Genomic DNA, 24900 nt, shown 5'->3' with positions numbered 1-24900 from the left:
GAAATGCCGGAAATTTTTTAATTAATCTATTAGCTGGGATTGTTGCTTATACTCACCAACCTAAAAAGCCATCGATAAACTTAGCAGAGCAGCATCGCTTATTGTTAATGGCTGCCTAAAAACCCAAAATTCAGGTTAATAGTGATCGATTTAATTTTTAGGAGTTTTTCCAATACTCGGGTGAGAGTGTTTCCTATATAAAGAAAAATATTGTAAATTTACAAAAAAACCCTGCTAATGCACAAATTTGTCTCTCTGCTTTTTGATTTATCAAACGTTTATTGTGTGAGAAAGTGAGTAAAGAAAAAATTAATACAATTTTAAGCTTAGTCAAAGCTCCTCTTAATCATCCGTTTTTTTATCCACGAATTTTTGCTTTAATCGCTAAACAAAAAAAGCAAGAAAGATTAGCAGCGGATAAAATTTGTGCTTATATAGTTGAAGAATACGAAGAAATTTCTCGACGGTTAGATCGTTCGCAAATTCAAGAAAGTTGTTCCGTTCGCAACATTTTACGAACAGGCCATTTAGCCGCTCTTTTAATCGATGACAAAGGTGAAATTAATTTCGCGGTCTTGCCAACGCTTATTCAAAAATTTAAATCCCATTTATATTCTCTTGGACCTAACAGGCAATATGATTCTAAACGTCAAGAGCATATCTTGAAAGTTTTACAATTTTTGTTAACTAATAAAGAGCTAGGCCGATCCTTAAAAAAAATTTCAAAACCTTTATCGAATAAAATTGCTGAAGACATTATTAAGCAAACGTTGCAAATTCCTTCACAAACCGTTGTTACAGATGCACATGCAAAAAGAGCTGTTTTAGCTGCCTGGTTATGTTATTTAAGGCAAAATGTTGGATCTTGTTTTGCAACCGCACCGGCTGAAATTATTCAAAATGAACAGCCCGAGCAATTTTTGCAAGATATGACCGATTTACTCGCGACGGGTCGTTTAAAACGTACATTTGGGGGAGCAGAATATTCAGTCCCCATTAGTGCAAGTTGGGGAAGTGGGGATTTAAAAAAACCTTTGCTCCTTTCTATCTCTTCTAAAAAAATCTCGCCTGAGATTTGGTATTCTCCTGGATTAATAGTCGCTTTTGAAGCTGTTGGATTACTTCAAAAAAATGAAAGGCTTAAAGATAAAATCAAAAGGCTTAAAGATTGGATTGATCCAATCATTTTACAACATTCGCGTCATACTAATTATTGTGTAGTGACAGCAGAAGAGATCTTAAGAACTATTTTAAGGCAGACTATAGGCCTTTCAGAACAACAAATTAAAGATTACGAAGAGCGTCCTAGAGGCATGATTCAAAGTAATTTAATGCAAATACCTGCTATTGGTAAACAGACAGGAGGAATTGGAGAAAAATGTGCTAATTTTCTTTATTTGTTTGAAATAGGTAAAAATGCTTTTAAATCTTTAGCTGATAATGCTTTACTAAAAACTTGGGAATTTACTTTAGCTTCTTTCTCCGAAACTAAATTAGAGTTTACGACTTGGAATTTGTATGCCAGTTTAGGAATGGGTTCCCACGAGCAAGGAGGAATTGGACATTGTATCCAAGAGCAAATTCAATACAAACTAGATCAAGCAAATAAACTTGTTCAAGATGCTCAATATGAGTATGAAATGATGTATACTCATGTCAAAACTTTAGAATCACGCATTAGACACGCCAGTGAAAAAGAAGCTCAGTGGTTGAAAATGGAATATCAAAATAGAGCTAATGAATTATATTTTATCCAAGACCAACGAGACGATGCTCATCAGCGCGCTTCTGCTTTAGTTAATCTTTATGAATCTCTTTATAAAATCTATTTAGAGTTGTTTAGGGAGTATTTCCAAGAAGTTTACGATGCAGATATGCAAGAAGTGTCGACAGGTCCTTTTGACGATAGTCCTGCAGGATTCAGGTTGCTTTATAAGCACGGAAGAAGCAATTCTTCGCAATGGACAAGAATCAAAAATCAAACAGATTTTATTGATTCATTAACATCTTTTTTTGTCGCGACAGAACCTCAAATTGCCTCCATGTTACAAAATTTAGGATTAGATAAAGATTTTGGTGAAGTTGTTACAGCTATTGTTAATCACATAAAAACTAAAGAGTTTTTAGAAACAGCTTTTTATCGCATGGCAGCAGCTCATCGTATGCCAATTCCTCAAAATCCTCTTGAGCATTTAGACCAAATAGAAAAAAAACCTTGGGTTTATACTTCTGGAGGAACGATGAATACGCTTGTTAGCTGTTATTATCGAATAGAAGACAAGCCACAAGAAGGGGCAAAATGGGTGGAAAGTGAAATGGAATTACTCGTTTTTTTTGCCGATACTTTAAAGCATATTCCACGAAAGCAGATGGAGCCTTACTTAGAAGGAAGGCGGCAATCTATGCTAATTCAATCACCTACACATGCTTTTTTATTAAAACCTAATTTAACTCCTTTTAAGGATGCTTGGATAGGTGATGAATTTACGTATACATCCGTTCGAGATAAATTTATCAAACCGGCTGAATTTTTTATTGAAAAAATTGTTTTAGATCACAATATGATCCATTCATTTTTACAAGAATTAATAGAAAAGATTCCGGAAAATTTTCAACCTCGTTTTAAAGCTGTTTTTCAGAATTTGACAGGACCTTTAAATCCCCTATATTTTAGAGAAATTATTGTAGATACTTTGCAACAAGATAGAGGATTAAGTATCGGTAAAAAATCCATCTTATCAGCAGACGAATTGGATAGTCTTTTATATTCTAGACTTCCTTATTTTTCAATTTATGAGCTGAAAGAAAAAATTTATCAAATTTTAATTCTTTTACCAGGCATAACTTCCTCAAAAGCAGATGAAATTTTGAGCCACTTTGATCAAATTTCTTTATCTAAATCTCAGTACGTCATAAGTGCTAATCAGTTGCAAGATATTTGTAAAGCATTGATTTGTCTTTCTGAAATGCAAACAACTTTTTCAATCGATTATCATTGGCATATTAGTCTTACTTGTCAAAAACTTGGTTTTGCTATGCCAGCTCCCATTATTTTTGCAGATACAAATTGGGTGAAAGATGAATTTGGGTTTGTTGTGAATCCTGGTACGGGGCGTTTAGAATTGTGGCGAGTTGATTATACAGGTTCTATTGGATATCCGATGTCTATTTGGAAAGAGTGGGTAAATGGAGCCCGTACAGATCTAAAATGGGGGATTTATATAAAGCCGACCGAATATGGACAAGTTTAACTTTCCTATGTATAGTTTGTATTACAAAAAATTATAATAAAAATATGTAAGATAGAATTAATTTAATTTTGTTTGCAAAACTCTAATTATAATCAAAATTATTTCCCCACCAAATTTTTAAAAAAAGGCAATGATATTTCAAATTGAATTATTATAAATTATTAGCATAGAGATGCTTAATCTATTCATGTCTATTTCTCGGATAAGTTACTATTGACTTTTACTTCTAAAAATTTAAAGATATCAGCAAAAATTTGTGAATTAACGTTAAATAATGAATTTTCTTTTCTTCTTATTCATCTCTTCAATTTCATAAATTTTCTTAAAGAAAAAACTAATTGGAATCTTCGACTATATTCCTAAAAACATAAAATGGAGCCAATATGAAACTTGTAAAGTATCTGATGCCTATTTTGATGGCAGCAGGGTTTACATCTGCGTCTATCTTTGCTCAGCAACAAGAAACCTCTTTTGAGCGTCAATTAAAAGAAAACGATGATCAATCTCTAAGAGAGTTTGTACAATCTAAAGACAATATTGATGTAAAAAAGAAATCCAACAATTTAGATATTAGTGGCGATATCCGCTTTGAATGGCGTTCAATCCGAGAGAAAGGAATTGCTTTATACGCGGATGACTCTCGTAAATCTTATAATTCTCAGTTTTATGAAAATTACAGAAGTTTACGTGGTGGTTCTCATATCGATGCAAGAGGATTACCGATTTCTCATAATGACTTTGATGTCGAATTTAATTTCAAATTAAAATATTCGTTTGGCAGATCTTGGGCTCAAGCACATCTTCAATTTGACAATCCAGCTGGTTTAAGAGGACGTAACGATTGTTCTGGGAATTTCCCTATTTATAATAAACACGGAAGTGAAGTGATCAAATCAGTCCCTCGCAATATGCAATGTTGCGGAAAAGGAAGTGGAGAATCGAATTTGATTAACTTGAAACGTGCTTATATTGGTTATAATGTTTATGCAGATGGTAAGCATCGATTTGATATGGAAATTGGACGTCGCAAATTAGATGATGTCTTTGATTCAGAAGTTCAATTTTCTAGCCGTTTTGATGGTATTTTATTGAAATTTGCAAGTGCAATCGATGAAGTGATGGATTGGTATTGGGAAGGAGCCGCTTTTGTGGTCGACGAAAGAGTCAATCATTTTGGCTATGTGACAGAAATTGGGATTTTAAATCTTTTTGATACAGGGTTGGATCTTCGTTATTCTTTTATTGATTGGAAAAAGTCTGGAATCAATAGATGCCACTTTCATAATCCATTAGGAACTCAATTTACTAATTCTCAAATTAGTTTTGCTTACACAATTGAGCCTGAAATTTACTGTAAAAAAGTTCCAGTAGAATTCTATGGTGGTTTTTTAATCAACCATGCAGCAAAAGCAAAAGCAATTACTCGTCATAAGAAAAAGAACTTAGCTGCTTATGGAGGAGTTTATATTGGACAGGTACACAAAGAAGGTGACTGGGCTCTTGATATAGAATATATTTACGTACAAGCACAAGCTGTTTCTGATTTTGATGTAGGAAGTATCGGACGTGGAAATCTTGCTAATGAAGACTTTGCAGATTATATAGAAACCAGTCATTTACCTTCTACAAGTGATTACTCCTTGCAAAATGGTTATTATTATCCTGCACGTGGTAATGCCAATTTTAAGGGGTGGAGATTTGAATTTTTATACGCCATTACAGATAACTTTTCTATCGACACAATCTATGAGTTTAGTCGAGCAGAAGACAGTAGAATAGGTGGACGTCATAGTTATTCAGATTTTGAATTAGAGGCAATTTACGCTTTTTAATGACCTAATTGTTTCAAAAACCTTTCTTGGAAGAGAGGTTTTTGAAATTTTTATTCTAAATCCCTCTCATTCTTTGCCGTAAGGCCACTTCCAATTTTTTACTGAAGGCATATCTTCTCCAAATTGATGAATATATTCTTTATGTTCGATCAATTTATGACGCATCTCTTGTTTAGTATACGCCGCTAAATATCCAAGTTTTGGGACTCGATCAATTACATCGCCTACTAAATGAAATCTATCAACTTCATTCAATACGACCATATCAAATGGGGTTGTCGTTGTTCCTTCTTCTTTATAACCTCTGACATGAATATTAGAATGGTTTGAACGTCGATAAGTTAAACGATGAATGAGCCAAGGATAACCATGATAAGCAAAAATAATAGGCTTATTGGTCGTGAACATTTCATCAAAATCTGTATTAGAAAGACCATGAGGATGCTCTTCTTTGGGTTGTAAAGTCATTAAATCCACAACATTAATCACTCGAATTTTTAAAGTGGGAATGCTTTGTCGTAAAATATCAACGGCGGCCAAAATTTCTAGAGTTGGAATATCTCCTGCACAAGCGAGAACAACATCTGGTTCCCCTCCTTTATCATTGCTAGCCCATTCCCAAATTCCTATGCCTGCTGTACAATGTTTGATTGCTGCTTCCATACTTAGATATTGTAAAGCTGGTTGTTTTCCAGCGACAATCACATTGATATAATTTAGACTTCTTAGGCAATGATCTGTTACCGATAAAAGAGTGTTAGAATCAGGGGGAAGATAAACGCGGACAACGGCAGCTTTTTTATTCATGACTAAATCTATGAAACCTGGATCCTGATGAGAAAAGCCGTTGTGATCCTGTCTCCAAACATGAGAACTTAATAAAATGTTTATTGAAGGAATAGGAGCTCGCCAAGGTATTGAGAGTGTTGTTTGCAGCCATTTAGCATGTTGGTTAAACATGGAGTCGATAATATGAGCAAATGCTTCGTAGGTAGAAAAAAAGCCGTGACGCCCTGTTAAGATATATCCTTCCAACCATCCCAAACAAGTATGCTCGCTTAAAATTTCTAATACGCGTCCTTCTAAAGATAAATTTCCCCCATCAGCGTCTTCTGGTAAATATTCTGCAAGCCACCTTCTTTGCGTAACTTCGAATAAATTAGTAAGTCGATTTGAAGCTGTTTCATCAGGACCAGTTACAAGAAAGTTGTGAGGATTTAACTTTAAAACATCCCTTAAGAAAGATCCCATGATACGAGTCGACTCTGCTTCGACCACTCCTGGAGTGACAACTTCTAATTGGTAAGAACGAAAATCTGGAAGCCGTAAATTTTTTCTTAATAACCCTCCATTTGCATGGGAATTGTCTCCCATCCTTCGCCTGCCTTTTGGAGCTAATTCGGCTAAAATTGGGAATAATTTACCTGTTTCATCAAAAAGTTCTTCCGGACGATAGCTTTTTAACCATTCTTCTAAAAGTTTAATATGTTCTTCTTTCATATCTGAAAAAGGAACTTGGTGAGATCGCCAATAATTTTCCGTTTTTTTACCATCTACTTCTTTTGGTCCTGTCCAACCTTTAGGTGTGCGTAAAATAATCATTGGCCAAATTGGACGTTTGACGGTTCCATTTTTTCTAGCGTTTGTTTGTATTTCCTGGATTTCTTTTATTATCATATCAAGCGTTTCGGCCATGAGGCGATGCATCAATTGAGGATCTGACCCTTCGACAAAATAGGGTTTATAACCGTAACCTACAAACAAGCTTTTAAGTTCTTCTTGACTGATACGAGCTAAAATAGTGGGATTTGCAATTTTATATCCATTTAAATGCAAAATAGGAAGCACAGCTCCATCAATCGCTGGGTTGAGAAATTTATTAGAGTGCCAGGCAGTTGCTAAGGGGCCTGTTTCAGCTTCTCCATCACCGATAACACATCCTACGATTAAATCAGGATTATTAAAAGCCGCACCAAATGCATGAGAAAGAGAATAACCTAGTTCTCCCCCCTCATTAATTGAACCAGGAGTTTCCGGAGCTACATGACTTGGAATTCCTCCAGGAAAAGAAAATTGTTTAAACAATTTTTGCATTCCCTCGGCATCTTGGGAAATGTGAGGATAATATTCACTATATGTTCCTTCTAAATAAGTATTAGCTACAATCCCAGGTCCTCCGTGTCCAGGGCCGATCAAATAAATCATATCTAAATCAAATTTTTTGATAATTCGATTGAGATGCACATAAATAAAATTTAATCCTGGTGTTGTTCCCCAGTGCCCAAGTAAACGAGGTTTAATATCTTTAATAGAGAGTGGTTTTTTTAGTAAGGGATTATCGAGCAAATAAATTTGCCCGACAGACAAATAATTAGCAGCTCTCCAATAGGCATTTATTTTTTCTAATAGTTCGTCAGATAAACTATTGTTAGATTCACTATTAGGGGGCAATTTTGTTATCATGACAAACCTCATGGTTAGCTATTAATCTTAACAGCGGATGAAGAGTAGATGGAAAACAAAATGAATGAGTTACTGATTATCGAGATTTATAAATTTTCTTTTGGAAGTTAAAATTTTGCTTTCACGCTCAAAAAAACGATTCGTTATTAGTAAAAACCAAGTTTCATGAAAATCTTCCAAACTCTGGTTAATTAGCTTTGTAATTCAAATAGAATTAAAAAAATAGTTTATAGACGAGAAATAATGGCAGGTCTCTCAGGAATTTTGTGTCTACCCATTAATTTTAAATGCCATAAAAGGGTTGAGGTAAAGATTAAGATCTTTCGGTATTCTTAAAACTTTTCACCAATAAAAATTATTCAAATGTTTCTTTTGTATCCAATAAAGAAGCATAAACTCATCTTGCTACGAATTCTTTTTGTAAATTCTTCTCTAATTTTCTTCCTTTTTCATTAAAAAACCTGTCCTTTATTCAATTTTTTTGTTTATAAACAACTGAATAATATAATAAGCCTTCGAAATGAAAAAAAAGTTGTGGTTAAAAAAATTCAAGGATAAATAAAGAAGCAAAGTAAGTTCGGATAGATCCCTCTAAAATAACTCTAGCACGTCTAATGCGAAAGATTAGAAAATGATTAGAGTGGGCTAAAAAAGACGTGGATTAACTTGAATATTATTTCCTGCTATTCGAATTTTATTATTTCTTCCTTTTACTCAAAATCCGCTGTTATTTTTTATTGAAAGTGTTTGAGAAGGTGAATCTTCGCACTTCCATTTTGAATTTTCATTTAAATTAAAAGAGGCAGATAGAAGGGAAGCCAGGTATTTATCGATTTCGCTAGATGAGAGTGATTAAATGCATTTTGGTAGCTTTGAGCCATGAGAGGTAAGTAAAAAAAATTCGCAAAAAAATGTAGGAAAAAAGTTTAAAATATAAATTTTCATACATTGCATAAAATTTAAAAGATGACCGTTTTATATTTAAAAATATTTAAACTAAATCTTTTAGCACGAAGAAGTTTTCGAAAGCTTATTCTTTCCCCGTCCTATCTTTTGCTTCATGCTTCCCAGGCTCAAGCTAAACAATCCAGGCAATCAATCTTCAAAATAGAGGTCGTGCTCATGTTTACTTTTTAAAATAGATTGATGCCCTGTGTAAATTAAATCCCCAAAAACGACAGAAGCCGGTACCCTGAATTTTTTTAATGAATTTGTTAAAAATTGGAAACGAGGAGATTTAATTCCTTTTTGAATGTAAACTGGAATGATAGGATAATTAGCTTCTTCGATAATGTGGTTAAAAGGAGTAGAGTGATTGAGCTTTTCTACCTCAGAATAAATATCCCAACTTTGAACAAAAATACACACCGAGATCCCTTTTTTAAGAGTATTGCGAATCTCAGTTAAACAAGCTTGGTTCTTTTCGAGAGGTTCAATATCAGGGATAAAGACGACCCGAAGTAGTCCGTACAGACGCCTTAACCAAGGAGAATGGTGTTGTTCTTGCTCAATAAAAAATCGAATCCTTCGCCTTTGTGAGCCTAGAATGAGTAACGTATCATTCCAGGCTGTATGCGTACAAACATAAACTGCTGGGCAATCAGGAATATTTTCTTTGCCTTTAAATATTGTACTAAAATGCAGCTTGGATAAAATCGAGGCAATAAAGCGAGTCAAATAATCAAAAAATTGAAACATAAAGATAATAAAAATTCCGAAAGTAAGAAATCCAATTAAACTAAATCCTTTGTCGGCTGAAATTTGAAAAATTTCTGAATTCAGATAAATCAACCCAGAAGCTAAAAGAACCCCGATAAAACTTAAAAAATTTGTAGCTGCAACCATTTGTCCTCGCATTTGTTTAGGACTAGCAACTTGAATGTAAGAGTCGAGAGGAATCTCAAAAATTCCTCCAAAGACTCCTAGTAAAGTCACAATTGGAATAACTGCCCAGATATTTTCTGAATATATATCCAAGAAAAATGCACATACCGAAATACCAAGCGCTCCAATAGGAACTAACCCTAGTTCTACAATTCGTCCAGAAATTTTGCCTGCAATCAAAGCTCCTGTTCCTATTCCTAAAGCTGTTAAGAAAAATAAATAGCCGCCTTGAATATCTGAAAGTTGAAGAGATTGGACAGCAAAAGGAATAATATTAAGTTGAGTAAATGCACCAACAAAAAGAAAATAAGCAGCGCCTAAAATGGCTGGAAGCAACGAAATTTCTTGGCGGGCAAACTTCAAGGTTTGAAAAATTTGTTTTAAGAAAAAAATTTGAATTTTCTTTTTGGAGCCTGCAGGTGGTGTATGTTCAATACAAAAACTAGCCACAAGACCAACTAAAGCAATAAAGGTACAGAAAATCGAAGAAACAATAAAATTGCGACCACTAATTTGAATAAGGAAAGAAGATAAAAATGTGCCTAAAATGATTGCGAGGAATGTAAATGAGGTCATTAAACCGTTGGCTTTAGAAATTTTATCTTTAGAAACTAGTTCTGGGACAATTCCATATTTTGAGGGGCCAAAAATCGCACTTTGGGTGGCCAATAAAAATAAAATTGCATAAGAACCCCATTTGCTTTGAAAAGCAAAAGCGCATACACCAAGAGCCATAATTACAAGTTCTAAAATTTTTGTTGTAACGATGATATCTCGTTTGCTAAAACGATCTGCCAAAGTTCCTGAAAGCGCCGAAAATAGTAAAAAAGGGATGACAAAGGTAGCACCGGTTGAGGCTAGAATCTGGTGACTATACTCCATTCCTTCCAATTGAATGAAAAAATAAACAATCAATAACTTATAAATGTTGTCGTTTAAAGCCCCTAAAAATTGGGTTACATTTAAATAAGTAAAAGATGAAAATCGTTGTAAAAATGAGTTTAGCATATACTCTTAATTAAGAAGTTTGTATTATATTTATTAAAAAACTTAAATTTTTTTCTTATAACGCAAATTTGTTTAGTTTGTTACTTGAACATAAAAATTGACTATGGCTCAAAGCTTACTTTTCTTCCTGTAATTCTTTTCTAATACCCGCGTGTTCAGATTAAAATTTACAGTGCTCTTTATCTCATGAAAAATGAAATAATTTTTTTGAAAAATTTATCTTTATTAAAAGAGTATGGATGGTTGAGCCATTAGGCTCAAGCTTTTTATTAATAGATTGAAATGTTTTGATAATTTATTTAATTTAATAATTGTTTTTTTTAATTAATATTATCAATGTGTAGATTTTATAAGTATTTATTACTAATTATTTGGTAATCTTAAACAGATAGTGATTCAAGATTTTATTCTATGACTGCTTCATGGTATTTTTTTTTAATAGCTGAGTGTTCGATGGACATTTCTTGCCTTAATTGTCATTCATATTCCATGCGTAAAAATGGTTTGATTTAAACCAGAAAACAAAAATAAGTATGTCTTGCATGTCGCAAGCATTTCGTTGAGAACCCTCAAAATAAAAACATTTCGAAAGAAAGTAAAGGACGGATTCGAAGATTTCTTGAAAGAATTTCTCTAAAAGGGATTTACAGAATATTTGATGTCAGCATGCCTTGGCTACTTAGAGTTCATGGAGCAAACTTTTCAGTGTGCTTGAAGGAGATGGAATGGGAAGTTTTGTGAAGAGTCAGAAAAATGATCAGTGCCTATGGCTTTTCATGCATTTGACGACCAGTCAAATCTTAGCATACCCTGTAGGAAAAAGGATAAAAGCTTTAGGAGAGGCTTTGATGGCAAAACTGCCTGCAGAATTAAAAAAAAGCCTACTTTTTCACAGATTCATTTTTAAACATTTAGGACTTTTTTTGAATTGAACCTTATAGTTTTTAAAATTTGAATTTATTCAAAGATATGCTTTTAAAAAACATTTATTTTACAATAATCTAATCTTTTAATTTTTTTTATAATAAAGATTTATATTTAAGCTCTGTTGATTCTTAATTAATTTTTAATAGCTCTCCATTGATAAAACTAAATTTTTTCTTAAAATATGACTACTTATTTTATTTCATGACTATTGCAATAATTTTTAGCTATGTATCATGCTGTAAAACAATTATGAATTAAAATTCATTTAACTCATGTGGATGGTTACTTTGAATATTCCTACTTCAAATTATAGTTATCTTCTTGTCAATACAACGACTTCTTCTTACAATCGCTCTACTGAAATTAGCGATCCTCCTGGAGACGAAGATAACTCCTTAGTCAATCCTTTAGCTGCTATAGAAGAAGTTAATTCATCAACAACTCAACCTTCCGATCTTTCACCATCATCTGAAGAATTTCAACTGAGCTTTCGTGATAGAAATTTTCTGACTATTTCTCATTCTCAGCTAGCTTTGTTAAGGGAAAAATCGCCCTATTTTAAAACTCTTTGGTCAGGAAATTTTCAAGAAACCCTTCAACATCCTCTCGCTTTGACACTAAAGGAGTTTACGCATCTGCTGAATTGTGTCATGGATGCTAACTTTAAAGTTCCTTTAGAAGAAATCACTTCTTCCATTCAACTAGCCGATTATTATGAATTAACAGAAGTGGTAAAACATTTAGAAGAACAGCTGATTGATGGATACAAATCACAAAGATTTGAATCCTTTAGCTCCAATCAAGAGAGTTTAGTTGGATTAAAAGAGCTTTTAAATTTTGCGCAGCAATGTCGATTAAACAATTTGAAAAACTATTTAGAATTCACTGTTGTGAGCGCATTATTAAATCAGACTTCTCAGTTAACGGAATTTGAAAAAATTTTAAAACAATTCTCAAATGAGATAGAAGCACTCAATTTTTCAAAGAATGCTTACTTAACAGATGCTCATCTTTTAACTTTAAAAAATTGTAAAAATTTAAAAGCGCTTCATCTTCAAGAATGCTATAACCTCACGGATGCAGGATTAGCGCATTTGACACTCTTAGGAGCTTTAACGCATTTAAGTTTAGCTGAGTGTCCTAATCTCACGGATGCTGGACTAGCGCATTTGGCACCCTTAGTGGCTTTGCAGCATTTAGAGCTGAGTGTATGCGATAAGCTCACGGATGCTGGACTAGCGCATTTGACACTCTTAGTGGCTTTACGACATTTAAATCTAAGTAGATATGAAAAGCTCACAGATGCAGGATTAGCGCATTTGGCACCCTTAGTTGCTTTACAGCATTTGAATTTGGGCTATTGTAAAAAGCTCACGGATGCAGGGTTAGCGCATTTGAAACACTTAAGAGCTTTAACGCATTTAAGTTTGGTTGATTGTTCCAATCTCACGGACGCTGGATTAGCAGATTTGAAACACTTAGTAGCTTTGCAGCATTTAGACCTGAGCTTTTGTAGTAAACTCACAGACGCTGGATTAGCGCATTTGAAACACTTAACGTGTTTGCTGCATTTAAATCTAAGATACTGTGAGAATCTCACTGACGATGGATTAGCGTATTTGAAACCCTTAACGGGTTTGCAACATCTAAATCTAAGCACGTGCCATAAACTTACCAATGCTGGATTAGCGCATTTGGCACCCTTAGTCGCTTTACAGTATTTATTTCTAAATGGATGCAGTAAACTCACGGACGCTGGATTAACGCATTTGAAATCCTTAGTGTCTTTACAACATTTAGGTCTGAGCTTTTGTAGTAAACTTACAGATGCAGGATTAGCGCATTTGACACCCTTAGTGGCTTTAACGCATTTAAGTTTGGTTGAGTGTCCTAATTTCACGGACGCTGGATTAGCGCATTTGAAATCCTTAGTGTCTTTACAACATTTATATCTGAGCTTTTGTAGTAAACTTACGGATGCAGGATTAGCGCATTTGACACCCTTAGTGGCTTTACAGCATTTAAATTTGAGCTGGTGTACTAATATCACTGATGCTGGATTAGCGCATTTGAAACCCTTAGTGGCTTTGCAGCATTTAGATATGTGGGGTACTAATATCACTGATGCAGGATTAGCGCATTTGACACCCTTAGTGGCTTTACAGCATTTAAGTCTGAGTGGATGCACTAATCTCACGGACGATGGATTAGCGCATTTGACACCCTTAGCGGCTTTGCAGTATTTAAGTCTGAGTGGATGCACTAATCTCACGGACGATGGATTAGCGCATTTGACACCCTTAGGGGCTTTACAGTACTTAGGTCTGAGTAAATGCACTAATCTCACTGATGCAGGATTAGCGCATTTGACACCCTTAGTGGCTTTACAGCATTTAAATCTGAGAGAATGCGATAAATTCACCGATGCTGGACTAGCACATTTTAAATTCTTAGTAGCTAAACCCCATATAGTTCTGCATTAGTACAACAACTCTCAATGTTCCTAGATACAGAAATATTATTCGCTTTTTCACAGCAAATAAAACTTTAAAATTTCTAGTGCTGAGCAGTGGGTAAAACGCGCAATCGTAGTGAGCAAAGTGAATTCCTATTTTGCTAGATTAGAAATCAATAAAAAAGGCCTGAAATGATTTCAATTGATAGTAGAGAAAGAATTCGAAAATCATTTGAAAGAGTTTCCCTTGAAGGAGATGAAATAGGGAGTTTTGTGGGAAGTCAGGAAAATGATTAGTGGCTATGACTTTTCATGTATTCGACGACGCGCCAAATCTTAGCATATCATGTATGAAAAAAGTTAAAAGCTTCAGGAGAGACTTTGATGACAAAACTGCCTACAAAATTAAAAAAAAGCCTACTTTTTCACAGATATATTCGCAGCTTAGGATGAAATGATCCCATGGCAGCAGCACAGTCCAGTTGGCGAAGAATCAGGGAAAAGAAGTGACATAGAAAGATTTCATTGTCCAATCAGGCAGCGATGCGCAAGTCTCATACGAAAAATAGGATCTTTCTCAAAGAAAATAGGAAACCCTATTTATTGAATTGTTCGAAAGATGTTTATCTGTGACGACAATAGCAATTTGAAATCACTACCTATTTATGACTAGCCATTATTTTTATACAGATGAGACAGAGACATCTTATTTTAAAAAACAAGATTTATAGTCGCATAAGCATGGTTAATTTTTCTGTGTTTCTAACCTTCCCGTTTAGATAAAAAAACTTAAAGTTTTGGTGTATAAGCTTGTTACATTCACATGTTCTTGCTAAAATTTCATGTTGGATTCAACAAAACTGTATGCAAGGAAGGATGTAAACTTCTAACCTTAACAGTTGATAAACCAAAAAGTGAGCCTTTGTGAGCGATTTAGAAGTTTTTTTTAGTAATCAGCTATCAATTCTCTATGAGCAGCTGAAGAATAATCTTTTCGGTTTTAAACAAACGCCTTTCAAAAAGCGAATTGTAATTGTTTATGGACCAGCCATGCAAACATGGCTAACTTTAAAAATGGCGCAAGACCCTGATTTAGGAATAGCTGCTGGAATTGAATTTCTATATCTTAATCAGGCTTTTGAAACACTCATTCACTATTTTCAATTAAAAAATGAAAATATACCTTCTCTTTTAGAGTTATCTTTGGCCATTGAAAAAGAATTGCTAACTGTTTTGCAAGTTTATCATCGGTTAAGTGTTGAAGAACAACAAGACTGGTTAACTTTGATTTATTATTTAAAATTAAATTCTAAGCAGGTGGGTGAAAATCTTAAATTAACACGTAAAATGGAAAAGCGGTTGACAGGTTTGAGCTATCATTTGGCTAAAATTTTTCAAGATTATGGAAAATATGCTTATTCATTAGTCTCTAAATGGGAAAAATCAGAACATAGAGGTTGGCAGAGTCGTTTATGGAAAAGCCTTTTTGGGGGCAATCAAGGATGGACTTATTGGACTAAAGCCTTTCAAAAAACACTCAATTTTATTCCTGAGTGTGAAGTCCATTTTTTCTCAATCAGTTTTATTTCTAAAGCTGAATTTCAATTTTTATCGAAGCTAGCGAATGTTGCCCCTATTTACTATTATTTACTTTCTCCATGTGCAGTTTTTTGGAGTGATATTCGTTCCGATAACGAGACAAGATATTTGCAAACCTACTGGCAGCAGAAATTAGGGTCAAAGGCTTCTCAAGTTTTACAATTAGAAGAACTTTTAAGAGATCGAAATCCCCTTTTAGCTAATTTTGGAAAACTTGGAAGAGAAATGGCTTATCAAATTGAAGAGAGTCAAGCTACTACTCACGCTGGTTATATCCTTCCAAGTCATGTGAGTGAATTGAATGATGAAATATTTTTTCAAGAAGATCTTTTTTTAAAAGAGTCCACGCAACCTTTGACTCTTCTTCATGCAATTCAAGCTGATATATTGATGATGCGTAACCCAGAAGGAAAGCCTCCTTTTAATTTTGAACGAAAAGATGATTCAATCCAATTGCACATTGCTCCCTCGATTCGACGTGAAATACAAATCCTTTATCACAATCTTTTAAAATTATTTGAAAAAGATTCTACTTTGCAACCCAATGACATTATTGTGATGGCTCCTCAAATTTCTGATTACGTTCCTTACATTCAAAGTGTTTTTGGTTTAGAAAAAAGTCAATTAGATTTTCAAATTCTTGATTTGGGCATGCAAGCACAAAGTGAAATTGTTCAAGGTTTTTTCCAATTGATTCGGTTAAGTGAAAGTCGTTGGGAAGTGAGTGAATTATTACAGCTGTTTGGGCACCGTCTATTTCAACGTTGTCATCAATTGACTCAAAGTGATTATTATCTCATTCAAGAATGGATTCAACAAGCAGGCATCCGTTGGGGAGAAGATTGGCTACATCGAAATGAGTTACTTCAAAGGCATCATTGTGAGAAAGAGATGGTAGATTCTAGCTTAGTTGGAACCTGGAATTTTGGTTTAACTCGTTTGTTACTTGGACTAACAACAGTTGTCAAATCTGCCGATTCTCATTCTTTTGATTCTATTCCATGTGAAGGAATCGATTTTTCTCAAGCAGAATTAATGGAGAGGTGGATTCGATTGTTGCATTCTTTACGAGATGATTTATCGCCATTACATGATCGCTCTCAAATGTGTATGGAAGAATGGTCTTGTTATCTCTCGTGTTTATTAGACACTTATTTTAAGTGTGAATTTGAAGATTCTCAGTCGATAGCAGACTACGAAGAATTAAAATCACAATTTAAGCTTTTAGGTGATTCTGCAAAAACTTTTAAAGAAACAAAATTTTCTTTCCAAACTATTAAATTTCATTTGAATAATCTTTTACAACAAAGAGGAATTACTTATCGAGAAAACCACCTGCAAACAATCCGATTTTGTTCCATGATGCCTCTTCGTTCTATTCCTGCCAAGGTAATCGCAGTGCTAGGAATGCAAGAAGGAGCTTTTCCTCGTGCAGGCTATCATACTTCATTGAATTTAATGGTTGGGCAAGACAACCTTGACTATAACCCAAATCCCACAGATTATGATCGTTATTTATTTTTAGAGGCTCTTCAATCTGTTACAGATGTTTTCATCATTAGTTACCAAGGATACACCTACCAAGATTCCAAAGTATTGCAACCAAGTTTGATTATTGAAGAATTTTTCACTTATTTGGATAAATATTATCTCATTCAAAATAAAAAAATTTCTGAACAATGTGTGAGTAAACATCCATTTGATGCATTTGACGTCTCCTATTTCAAACCAAATTCTATTTTAAATAATTACTCACAGTTCGACTATAGAATTGCTGAACAATACTACCAAACTCATAAAACTCCTTCTCATCGATTACTTAAACAATTTACCTTAACTAACTACTCTCTTGAAGATATCCTTCCTTCTCACACAGTGATTGATTTAAAAACTTTAAATACGTTAGTTCGCTCACCTGTTAAATTTTATTTGAATAGAGGGTTAGACATTTATTTGGAGGGCTATGAAGATCGGATTATTAAAAACCAAGAAGAACTTGGATTATCAGCCTTAAATAAATATCAGCTCAAACAATTTGCATTAAAGGAACCATTTGAAAAAGTGATACAGATTGCAGATAAAGAAGGAAAACTTCCTTTGGGGATGTTCAAAACAGTTGCGACAAAACGTTTCAAAGATGAAATAGATGAAGTGCATCAAAGATTGTATAAACATGGTATTAATCCCTCCGAACTTTTTCAAATCGAATTTTGTACTAGTTGTTCCGAACCTTGCCAAATTCAAAAAGATCAATGGTTACTTCCAGCTCTTCAACTAAAGTATTCTGATCAATATCAGATTTCTATAATTGGAAAATTGCCCTTTGTTTCTAAAAGAGGCCTTGTTGTTTTAAGTCAAGGAAGTGGATTTTCAGATGCTTGGAAAGCATGGCCCCAATTTCTGCTTTTTAATTATGCTACAACTTTTAATATTGAGCCGATTGAAAGAAACCTTATTCTTTCAAAATCTTCAGAGGTCAAAAAGGCTTTTTTTAAAGATAGCATTCCTTATTTAAAGCATTTGATCAATTATTATGCATTATCTATGCGCAATTTTTCTCCGCTCTTTCCTGATTGGATTCCTTCCCTTATTGAAGGGAATGAACAGGCAATTCAAAATTACATGAAACAGGTCTTTTCAAATTCTTTTGGAGCTTTTTTAAATCAAGAATTAAGGTGGGTTTTTAATAAAGACCACCTACCTTGCCCGAAAATTTTAATCGAATCTTGGCAAGAGATCGGGAAACAACTAGCCGGAGATTTGATTCAATTATGGTATCCTCCTAAAAAGAAGAAAGGGGAAGATGCATGAAGAATTTTAATGTGTTAGATAGGCAGTTAATTCTTCATCAACATTACCTACTTGAAGCATCTGCAGGAACAGGAAAGACTTTTTCTATTCAAAATATTGTAGTCCGTTTATTAATTGAAAATCAGCTGGAACAAGAAGCTTTACCGCTAAGTAAAATCTTAGTTGTCACATTTACGAAAGCTGCGACACGAGATTTAAAACTACGTATTAGATTGAATATTGAATATGCCTTAGAAGTATTTAATGAATGGTTAAGTCATTCAAATGTATTAGGAAGTACTCCGGACTATTTAAAGGCTGTCATTGAAGCAGGAATAGAAAGAGTTTTAAAAGCAAAAAAAAAATTACAGCAAGCGTTGTTTGAGTTCGATCAAGCGCAAATTTTTACAATACATGCTTTTTGTGCGCGCATGCTCAGGCAATATGCAATTGAAAGTGATATAGGCTTTCATGCGAGTTATGGGGAAGAAACTTTTCCTCCGTCAGAAATTTTAGCGGTGATTCAAGATTTTTTTCGAACAGAAATTCGTTTAGAAAATTTTAGCCCTGCACAACTTGAAATTATTTTAAAACATGATCCTGATCAAAAAAAACTATTAAGAGCTATTCAAAGTGGCTATGAGTTTGAAGAACTGCCTACATTTCAACAAATTTATCAACAATTTCTTGAAGGCATGCAGAATTTACAAAGAACTTATTCCATAAATTCTTCTTTATTAATGGAAGATTTTCAAGCACAAGCTCCCTTTTTTCGAAATTATAAAGGGGCCAAATCCAAAGCTGATACATTAATTAAAATTTCTCGATTTGTTGCTTTATTTGATCAAACTGAGTGGACGGTTGAAAACTTTGATCAATTAATTGGCGATGGTTTAGAATGGGTGCTAGCTTTAGATCCGAAGTTACTTAAAAATCCTGCAGCATCCTTTCGCTTAAATTATCCAGATTTTACAGCTTTATTGCATCACACTTTAGAGAGAGTCGTCTATTTAGCACGGGATGAATCTATATTAATAGCTAGACTTGCCAAAGCCTGCCAAAAGCTATTACGCAATTATCAAAGAGAAGAGGAAAAGCTTTCCCCGGACGATTTATTAAGAAAAATGGATTGGGCAATTGGGCAAGAGAACTTTTTAAAACAAATTCAAATGATTTATCAAGCGGCTATTATTGATGAATTCCAAGATACAGATCCTTTACAATGGCAAATTTTTCGACGTTTATTTCTTCCTCAAGATAAAACTTGGAAAGGTTATTTATATTTAGTCGGTGATCCTAAACAATCGATCTATTCTTTTAGGCAAGCAGATATTTATACTTATTTGGCAGCTGCGCAAGCACTCGGACATGAGCATTGTTTTTCTCTTGATGTAAATTATCGTTCTCAACCAGCATTAGTGAATGCTTTGAATGTCCTATTTTCTCCAGATCATACTCCAAAGTTTATTCCTCTTCCTAAAACAAATTTTCATTTAACTTATCAACCTGTTTTTGCTTCTACTGTCAATCAAACACGTTTATTTGAGGATGAAAAAGGAGCTGTTCACTTTTTTATGGGGGATGGGAGCAATAAAAAGAATTCAACCATACAAGATTTAGAACAAAAAGTATTTTTTCCTTTTATTGCACAAGAAATTAGACGCTTAAGGAAGCAAAAAACATTGGCCTATAGCCAATTTGCTGTTTTAGTAAGAGATCGTTATCAAGCGTTACGTCTCGCCGAATATTTTGACTCCTATCAATTACCTTATTTAAATCAACGAGGGACTAGTTTAGCTGAATCACCTGCATTGAACGCCTTAATAGACCTTATTAAAGCTGTTCTTCATCCGCAAAGCATAGGGACTCTTAGAACACTATTAGGCAATTCTTTGATTGGTTGGTCTCATGAAAAGTTGCATGATTCTTCGAATTTAGAATCAATTTTGTCAGTGATCCAATCTTTAAAGCAAGTTTTGATAGAGCAGGGATTCTCCATCTTTTATGATCGTTTCTTACAAAGTTGCTGGGGAAAAAATAAACTTTCTATTCTGGAACAATTATTAGCGAAAGAGGGAGGTGTTGATTTTTACCATGATTTACAGCAAATTGCTGAAATTGTCATTAATCATCAATATCATGAATGGAATGGACCTGAAGGGTTGATTCCATTTTTAGATCAATTTCAAAAATGGGATGAAAATGAAGATCCCAGAGTTAAGCGGTTTCAAGATCCTTCTAAAGATGGAATTAAGATCTTAACATTACATGTGAGTAAAGGTTTAGAATTTGATATTGTTTTTGCTTTAGGTTTAATTCAACGTAATTCTTTCAAAGATGAATTGATTCCTATTGAAAAAGAAGGCAAATTTGTTTTAATTCCTTTAGAAGAATCAAGTGAACAGCGACTTCACTATTGCGAAGAAATTGACGCGGAAAAAATGAGGCAACTTTATGTTGCCATGACGCGCGCAAAATATCAGCTTTATATTCCAGTAAGTCTCCATATTCCTTCTGAGCAAATTAAATATGGTGAGGCATCTCCTTTAGATCTTCTTTTAGGTAGACTTGGACAGGCTGAGTGTAGTTATGAGATCCTTTATGACCGCATCCGACATTTCAATGGTCAAAGTTTTATTAAATTCGTGGAAGAAGTAGGTTCTCGAAATAACATGACCTATTCGATTCACAGAGAAATTTTTCTAGAAAAAAATAAGAAGGATTCTGTTCCCTTTATTGATCTTGAGCCACCTAAGTCTATTTCTATTTTAACAACACCCTTATTAATGAGTTCGTTTTCAAGCTTAAATCGACTCTCTTCTTTTTCACTATCGCAGATTCCTCCTCACGATTTCAACAATCCTATTAAAACTGAACATACCTTACCAGCAAGCAGTGAAACAGGTATTCTTATTCATGAGCTATTAGAAAAAATTTCGTTTCGTAATTTTAAAGGGGTAAACTTAGCTGTTGAAACTCTTCCTTTGATTCGTCCATGGATTCAAAATGAAATGTACCGACCTTGGGAAAATGTTTTAGCTGCACTAGTCTATCAAGCCCTGAATGTAGATTTAGGCGTTCATTCTTCCCCCTTTTGTTTAGCGGATATTGAGCCATCGAAATTGGTTCGTGAAATGACTTTTCTTTTTCCGTATGAAAGTGATTTAGCAATAGAGGGATTGGTAGAAGGGCAAGGATTAATTAAAGGTTTTATTGATTTGATTTTTGTTCATAAAGGTAAATATTATATTGTCGATTGGAAAAGTAATTGGCTTGGATCATCAAACGAGTGTTATGATTTTTTTCATTTACATCAAGCTATGTTGGACCATAATTATTTCGTACAAGCTAAAATTTATACTGAAGCACTGAAACGATATTTAAAATTGGTGGAAACACGATCATTTGAAGAATGCTTTGGTGGATTTTTTTACTTATTTTTAAGAGGAATCCAATCTAACAAACAATCAGGAATTTATTTTTGTGACGCGCAGGATCTAATAAAAATTTTCTCGCCTAAAAATTACGAGTGAGGGTAATGGAAAGAGGATTCGCAAAGCAAAATTTTTTAGAATCATATAAGTTAGCTCCTTGGTTGGGCACAAAAAGAGCTCAAGACTTACCGAATTGGCCCTTCGTTAATCAGTTATTAAGTAAAAATCAACTTTCTTATTTAAACTATCTTTTAACTTTAGAACTTATTAAAGGTCAATGGATCAATCAAAACCTTGTATTGTTTATTTGCCATCTTTTGATGGCTGCTCAAGAGGGGCATTTATGCGTGGAAATCAAGGATCAGACTTTATTTCCTACGGTAAAACAACTTTGGATGAATGAAGCGGCAGCACCGTTATCTAATGAAGAGTTAGAGAATTTAACCCATTCAATTTTGCAGGGGGCAGAAAATATTCCGGTTAATTTTGTGACAGCTATGGATAGTCTTGAAAATTCTGTTTATCCGAATACTCCCATATGTATTCATAAAGGCAATTTTTATTTGCAAAAACATTGGGTTTTGGAAACAGTTTTTCTAAAAAATTTAAAAAAACATTTACAAACATCCCCAACGCTTGAATTAAATCGAATTGTTCTTGAGCAACACCTTAATGAATGTGTGTTGGAAAAAAAATTATTATTGGAACAAGCTCAAGCAATTTTAACAGGATGCTTATCGTCTCTTTCACTTATTACTGGTGGACCTGGGACTGGAAAAACTTTTACGGCTGGCCGTTTTATTCAAATTTATTGGGATAGTTTAAAAGAATGTCAGAAAAAAAACTGCCAAATTGCTTTAGCAGCACCGACGGGTAAAGCTGCTGCAAATTTACAAAAAAGTTTGAGTTTAGTCACCGCGCAGTTAAAAGACTTTCCTCCTTTAAAAGCAAAAACTTTGCATCAATTATTGGGAATTAATAATCGCTCAAGAAATGAATCAGATATAAGATTAGCAGCGGATTTGATTATTGTAGATGAAAGTTCAATGATCGATGTCAAAATGATGGCTTATTTATTTGAAGCTTTAAAAAAAGGCTCGCGACTAATTTTACTCGGTGATCAGCATCAATTACCGTCTGTAGAAGCAGGAAGTTTATTTGCTGATTTGACGAAATTAAAAACAAAAATTCCCTGTACAGAACTGAAAGTTTGTTTACGCACAGAATTAAGCTCTATTGTTTCATTAGCGCATTATATTAATCAAGGAAAGGGTCAAGAAACATTGAGCATGCTTAACGAAACACAGATTGCTGGGATTTCTCGTTTAAATTTGTCTCCAGATAGAAGAGAAGCGCAAAAAGAATTTGTCCAGCACGTTATGAATCATTTTCCTTTATCTATAAAGGTTCAAGATAATCAAAAAATATTAGAACTTTTTAATACCATTCGTATTTTATCACCTATGCGAAAAGGGTATTTTGGAGTAGATAGTATTAATCAACTCATTTGGAATCATATAAGCCAAATAAAACTATCACCAGGGTGGTTAGCCATTCCTATTATTATTGTCACGAATGATTACAAACAAAATTTGTTCAATGGCGAAACTGGTGTGTTAATTCGAAAACTACCTTTAAAATCAATAGCGAGCGAAGATTATGCTTTATTCCCTTCTAAAGATGAGGGAGAAAACATGCGTTGTTTACCCGCTTTTTTGCTTCCTAAGTATGAATTAGCTTATTGCTTATCTGTCCATAAGAGTCAGGGCAGCGAATTCGAGAGAGTCATTTTAATGTTACCTGAAGGATCGGAATGTTTTGGTAGAGAAGTTTTTTATACTGGCGTTACGAGGGCTCGTAAACATATTGAGGTGTGGGGAACTGATTTCACAATCGAAAAAACAATTTCTCAACAAAGTTTTCGCTTATCTGGGATTCAAACTCGCCTGGAAAAATTTATTTAGTCAAGTTAACGCCATTTTAACGTAAGGAACCCTCAAAAACATTCTAGGAGCCTAGCAGCTTCGATTTCTGTATTTGAAAAGAACAGTCTAGGCTTGGATAGATTCAAGCAATAATTAGCAAGATTTGCCATCAGATTGCTAAGAAACTTCCATCGACTTTTGCATGATGATTAATCACAAGATGGAGCTTAAACCCAAAGAACCAACCGATGGTTGTTTTTCCCCATTTAGCTTGCTCTTTAAAGATACGATGGGAAGAGGCACGTTTGACGCGGGCAAACCGTTAATCCTGTAGCGTCTATCAATAAAATCCCTTCACAGTTACCTTAGATGTCCTTGGATCAAGCAAAACATAGGAAAAAATGCTTCAGAGGTTAGTTGAAAAAACCTTGAGTACCCAACAAGATTAGGGAATAAATATTTTAAAGTTGTTTTTACATGGCTTAAGTAGAAGTATTTGAATGTTCTGTAATTGGAACGATGAAAGAGAAGCAAAATCGTTAGCACTTCATTTAAGGATGTTCTAAAAGTTTTTTTGCGGATTTTTCTTTTCGTATACTCCATTTGTTTTTGGAAACACATTTGGTGAAATCTATTAGAAAAATTATTCACAAGACAAAACAGTTTGATCATCTCTATCTCGTTCATTTTAGCCTCTTTGCTTAGTTTTTGCTCTGGAAAACAAAATTTTCTAACAGAAAAGAGGCCTTTTTTTCAACAAAGATCCCTCAGAATATAGCCGGAAGATGGCTTACGTTAAACTGGTGTAACTTTAATAAAATTTTTATCCTTTACTTCTTAGGACAAAGTATTCTTTTATTTTAGCCGCCAGGTGTCTCTTTCTATTATTAGATTGAGTGAAGTGGCTAAAGTTTTAAAGCGAGCTAACCCCGCATGCGTGACTTTGTCACATCCCCTTAGATTTAGATGCTGCAAAGCCGTTAAGGGTGTTAAATGTGCTAATCCCTCATCGGTGAGTTTCTTACAATCGCTTAAATCTAGATGCTGTAAAGCCGTTAAGGGTGTTAAATGCGCTAATCCCGCATCGGTGAGATTCTCGCACCTACTTAGATTTAGATACTGCAAACCCGTTAAGGGTGTCAAATGGACTAATCCCTCATCAGTGAGATTTTTGCACCAACTTAGGTCTAAATACTGCAAAGCGGTTAAGGGTGTCAAATGGACTAGTCCAGCATCAGTAAGTTTATAGCATCCACTCAGATTTAAATACTGCAAACCCGTTAAAGATGTCAAATGGGCTAATCCAGCATCGCTGAAATTATTGTACCTGCT

General features: G+C 34.2%; 9 protein-coding genes and 3 pseudogenes. 8 read left to right on the top strand and 4 right to left on the bottom strand.

Annotated elements, in window-relative coordinates:
• The 3 genes and pseudogenes from BU804_RS12215 to BU804_RS08125 form a co-directional block, all read left to right on the top strand.
• Nucleotides 1–119 (top strand): annotated as a pseudogene (locus tag BU804_RS12215) (IS982 family transposase); the annotation flags it as partial.
• 174 nt (nt 120–293) lie between these two features.
• Nucleotides 294–3251: a hypothetical protein gene (locus BU804_RS08130; RefSeq protein ID WP_075883672.1), complete on the top strand. Its 2958-nt coding sequence runs from the start codon at nt 294–296 to the stop codon at nt 3249–3251.
• A 383-nt stretch (nt 3252–3634) separates the two neighbouring features.
• Nucleotides 3635–5083, top strand: coding sequence for a hypothetical protein (locus BU804_RS08125; RefSeq protein ID WP_075883671.1), 1449 nt, complete (start codon nt 3635–3637; stop codon nt 5081–5083).
• A 66-nt stretch (nt 5084–5149) separates the two neighbouring features.
• Here BU804_RS08125 and BU804_RS08120 read toward each other — a convergent pair whose 3' ends face one another.
• Both BU804_RS08120 and BU804_RS08115 read right to left on the bottom strand, forming a co-directional pair.
• Nucleotides 5150–7546, bottom strand: a complete 2397-nt coding sequence (locus tag BU804_RS08120; RefSeq protein ID WP_075883670.1) for a phosphoketolase family protein — start codon at nt 7544–7546, stop codon at nt 5150–5152.
• Nucleotides 7547–8641: 1095 nt separating this feature from the next.
• Nucleotides 8642–10438 (bottom strand): MFS transporter, encoded by a 1797-nt coding sequence (locus tag BU804_RS08115; protein WP_075883669.1) that lies wholly within the window; start codon nt 10436–10438, stop codon nt 8642–8644.
• A 725-nt stretch (nt 10439–11163) separates the two neighbouring features.
• On the opposite strand from BU804_RS08115, the gene BU804_RS08110 reads away from it, so the two are divergent.
• From BU804_RS08110 to recD, 5 genes are all read left to right on the top strand, one after another.
• Nucleotides 11164–11370 (top strand): hypothetical protein, encoded by a 207-nt coding sequence (locus BU804_RS08110; protein ID WP_075883668.1) that lies wholly within the window; start codon nt 11164–11166, stop codon nt 11368–11370.
• A gap of 282 nt (nt 11371–11652) precedes the next feature.
• The gene (locus tag BU804_RS08105) at nt 11653–13848 is read left to right on the top strand and encodes a BTB/POZ domain-containing protein (RefSeq protein ID WP_075883667.1); all 2196 of its coding nucleotides are present in this window, start codon (nt 11653–11655) and stop codon (nt 13846–13848) included.
• Between the two features lie 896 nt (nt 13849–14744).
• Nucleotides 14745–18230 carry an exodeoxyribonuclease V subunit gamma gene (locus tag BU804_RS08100; protein WP_075883666.1) on the top strand — a complete coding sequence of 1162 codons (3486 nt, stop codon included), beginning with the start codon at nt 14745–14747 and terminating at the stop codon, nt 18228–18230.
• Complete coding sequence (locus tag BU804_RS08095) at nt 18227–21742, top strand: UvrD-helicase domain-containing protein (RefSeq protein WP_075883665.1); 3516 nt, start codon at nt 18227–18229, stop codon at nt 21740–21742. The genes BU804_RS08100 and BU804_RS08095 overlap by 4 nt, the downstream gene beginning before the upstream one ends.
• A 5-nt stretch (nt 21743–21747) precedes the next feature.
• Complete coding sequence (gene recD / locus BU804_RS08090) at nt 21748–23607, top strand: exodeoxyribonuclease V subunit alpha (RefSeq protein WP_079988665.1); 1860 nt, start codon at nt 21748–21750, stop codon at nt 23605–23607.
• Nucleotides 23608–23737: 130 nt separating this feature from the next.
• On the opposite strand, the pseudogene BU804_RS17700 reads toward recD, so the two are convergent.
• A pseudogene (locus BU804_RS17700) lies at nt 23738–23869 on the bottom strand (transposase); the annotation flags it as partial.
• A 554-nt stretch (nt 23870–24423) separates the two neighbouring features.
• Nucleotides 24424–24900 (bottom strand): annotated as a pseudogene (locus BU804_RS08080) (hypothetical protein); the annotation flags it as partial.

Origin of the sequence: Candidatus Protochlamydia sp. W-9, from assembly GCF_001950615.1 — a bacterium.
GTDB lineage: Bacteria > Chlamydiota > Chlamydiia > Chlamydiales > Parachlamydiaceae > Protochlamydia > Protochlamydia amoebophila.
Note: the sequence above shows the minus strand (reverse complement) of the source record. Positions and strands in the feature narration are given on the sequence as shown.

What these genes read in the sequence shown, in the direction of transcription:
- BU804_RS08125 (WP_075883671.1), top strand. Translation starts at nt 3,635, where the DNA reads ATGAAACTTGTAAAGTATCTGATGCCTATTTTGATGGCAGCAGGGTTT.
- BU804_RS08120 (WP_075883670.1), bottom strand. Translation starts at nt 7,546, where the DNA reads ATGATAACAAAATTGCCCCCTAATAGTGAATCTAACAATAGTTTATCT.
- BU804_RS08115 (WP_075883669.1), bottom strand. Translation starts at nt 10,438, where the DNA reads ATGCTAAACTCATTTTTACAACGATTTTCATCTTTTACTTATTTAAAT.
- BU804_RS08110 (WP_075883668.1), top strand. Translation starts at nt 11,164, where the DNA reads ATGGGAAGTTTTGTGAAGAGTCAGAAAAATGATCAGTGCCTATGGCTT.
- BU804_RS08095 (WP_075883665.1), top strand. Translation starts at nt 18,227, where the DNA reads ATGAAGAATTTTAATGTGTTAGATAGGCAGTTAATTCTTCATCAACAT.
- recD (WP_079988665.1), top strand. Translation starts at nt 21,748, where the DNA reads ATGGAAAGAGGATTCGCAAAGCAAAATTTTTTAGAATCATATAAGTTA.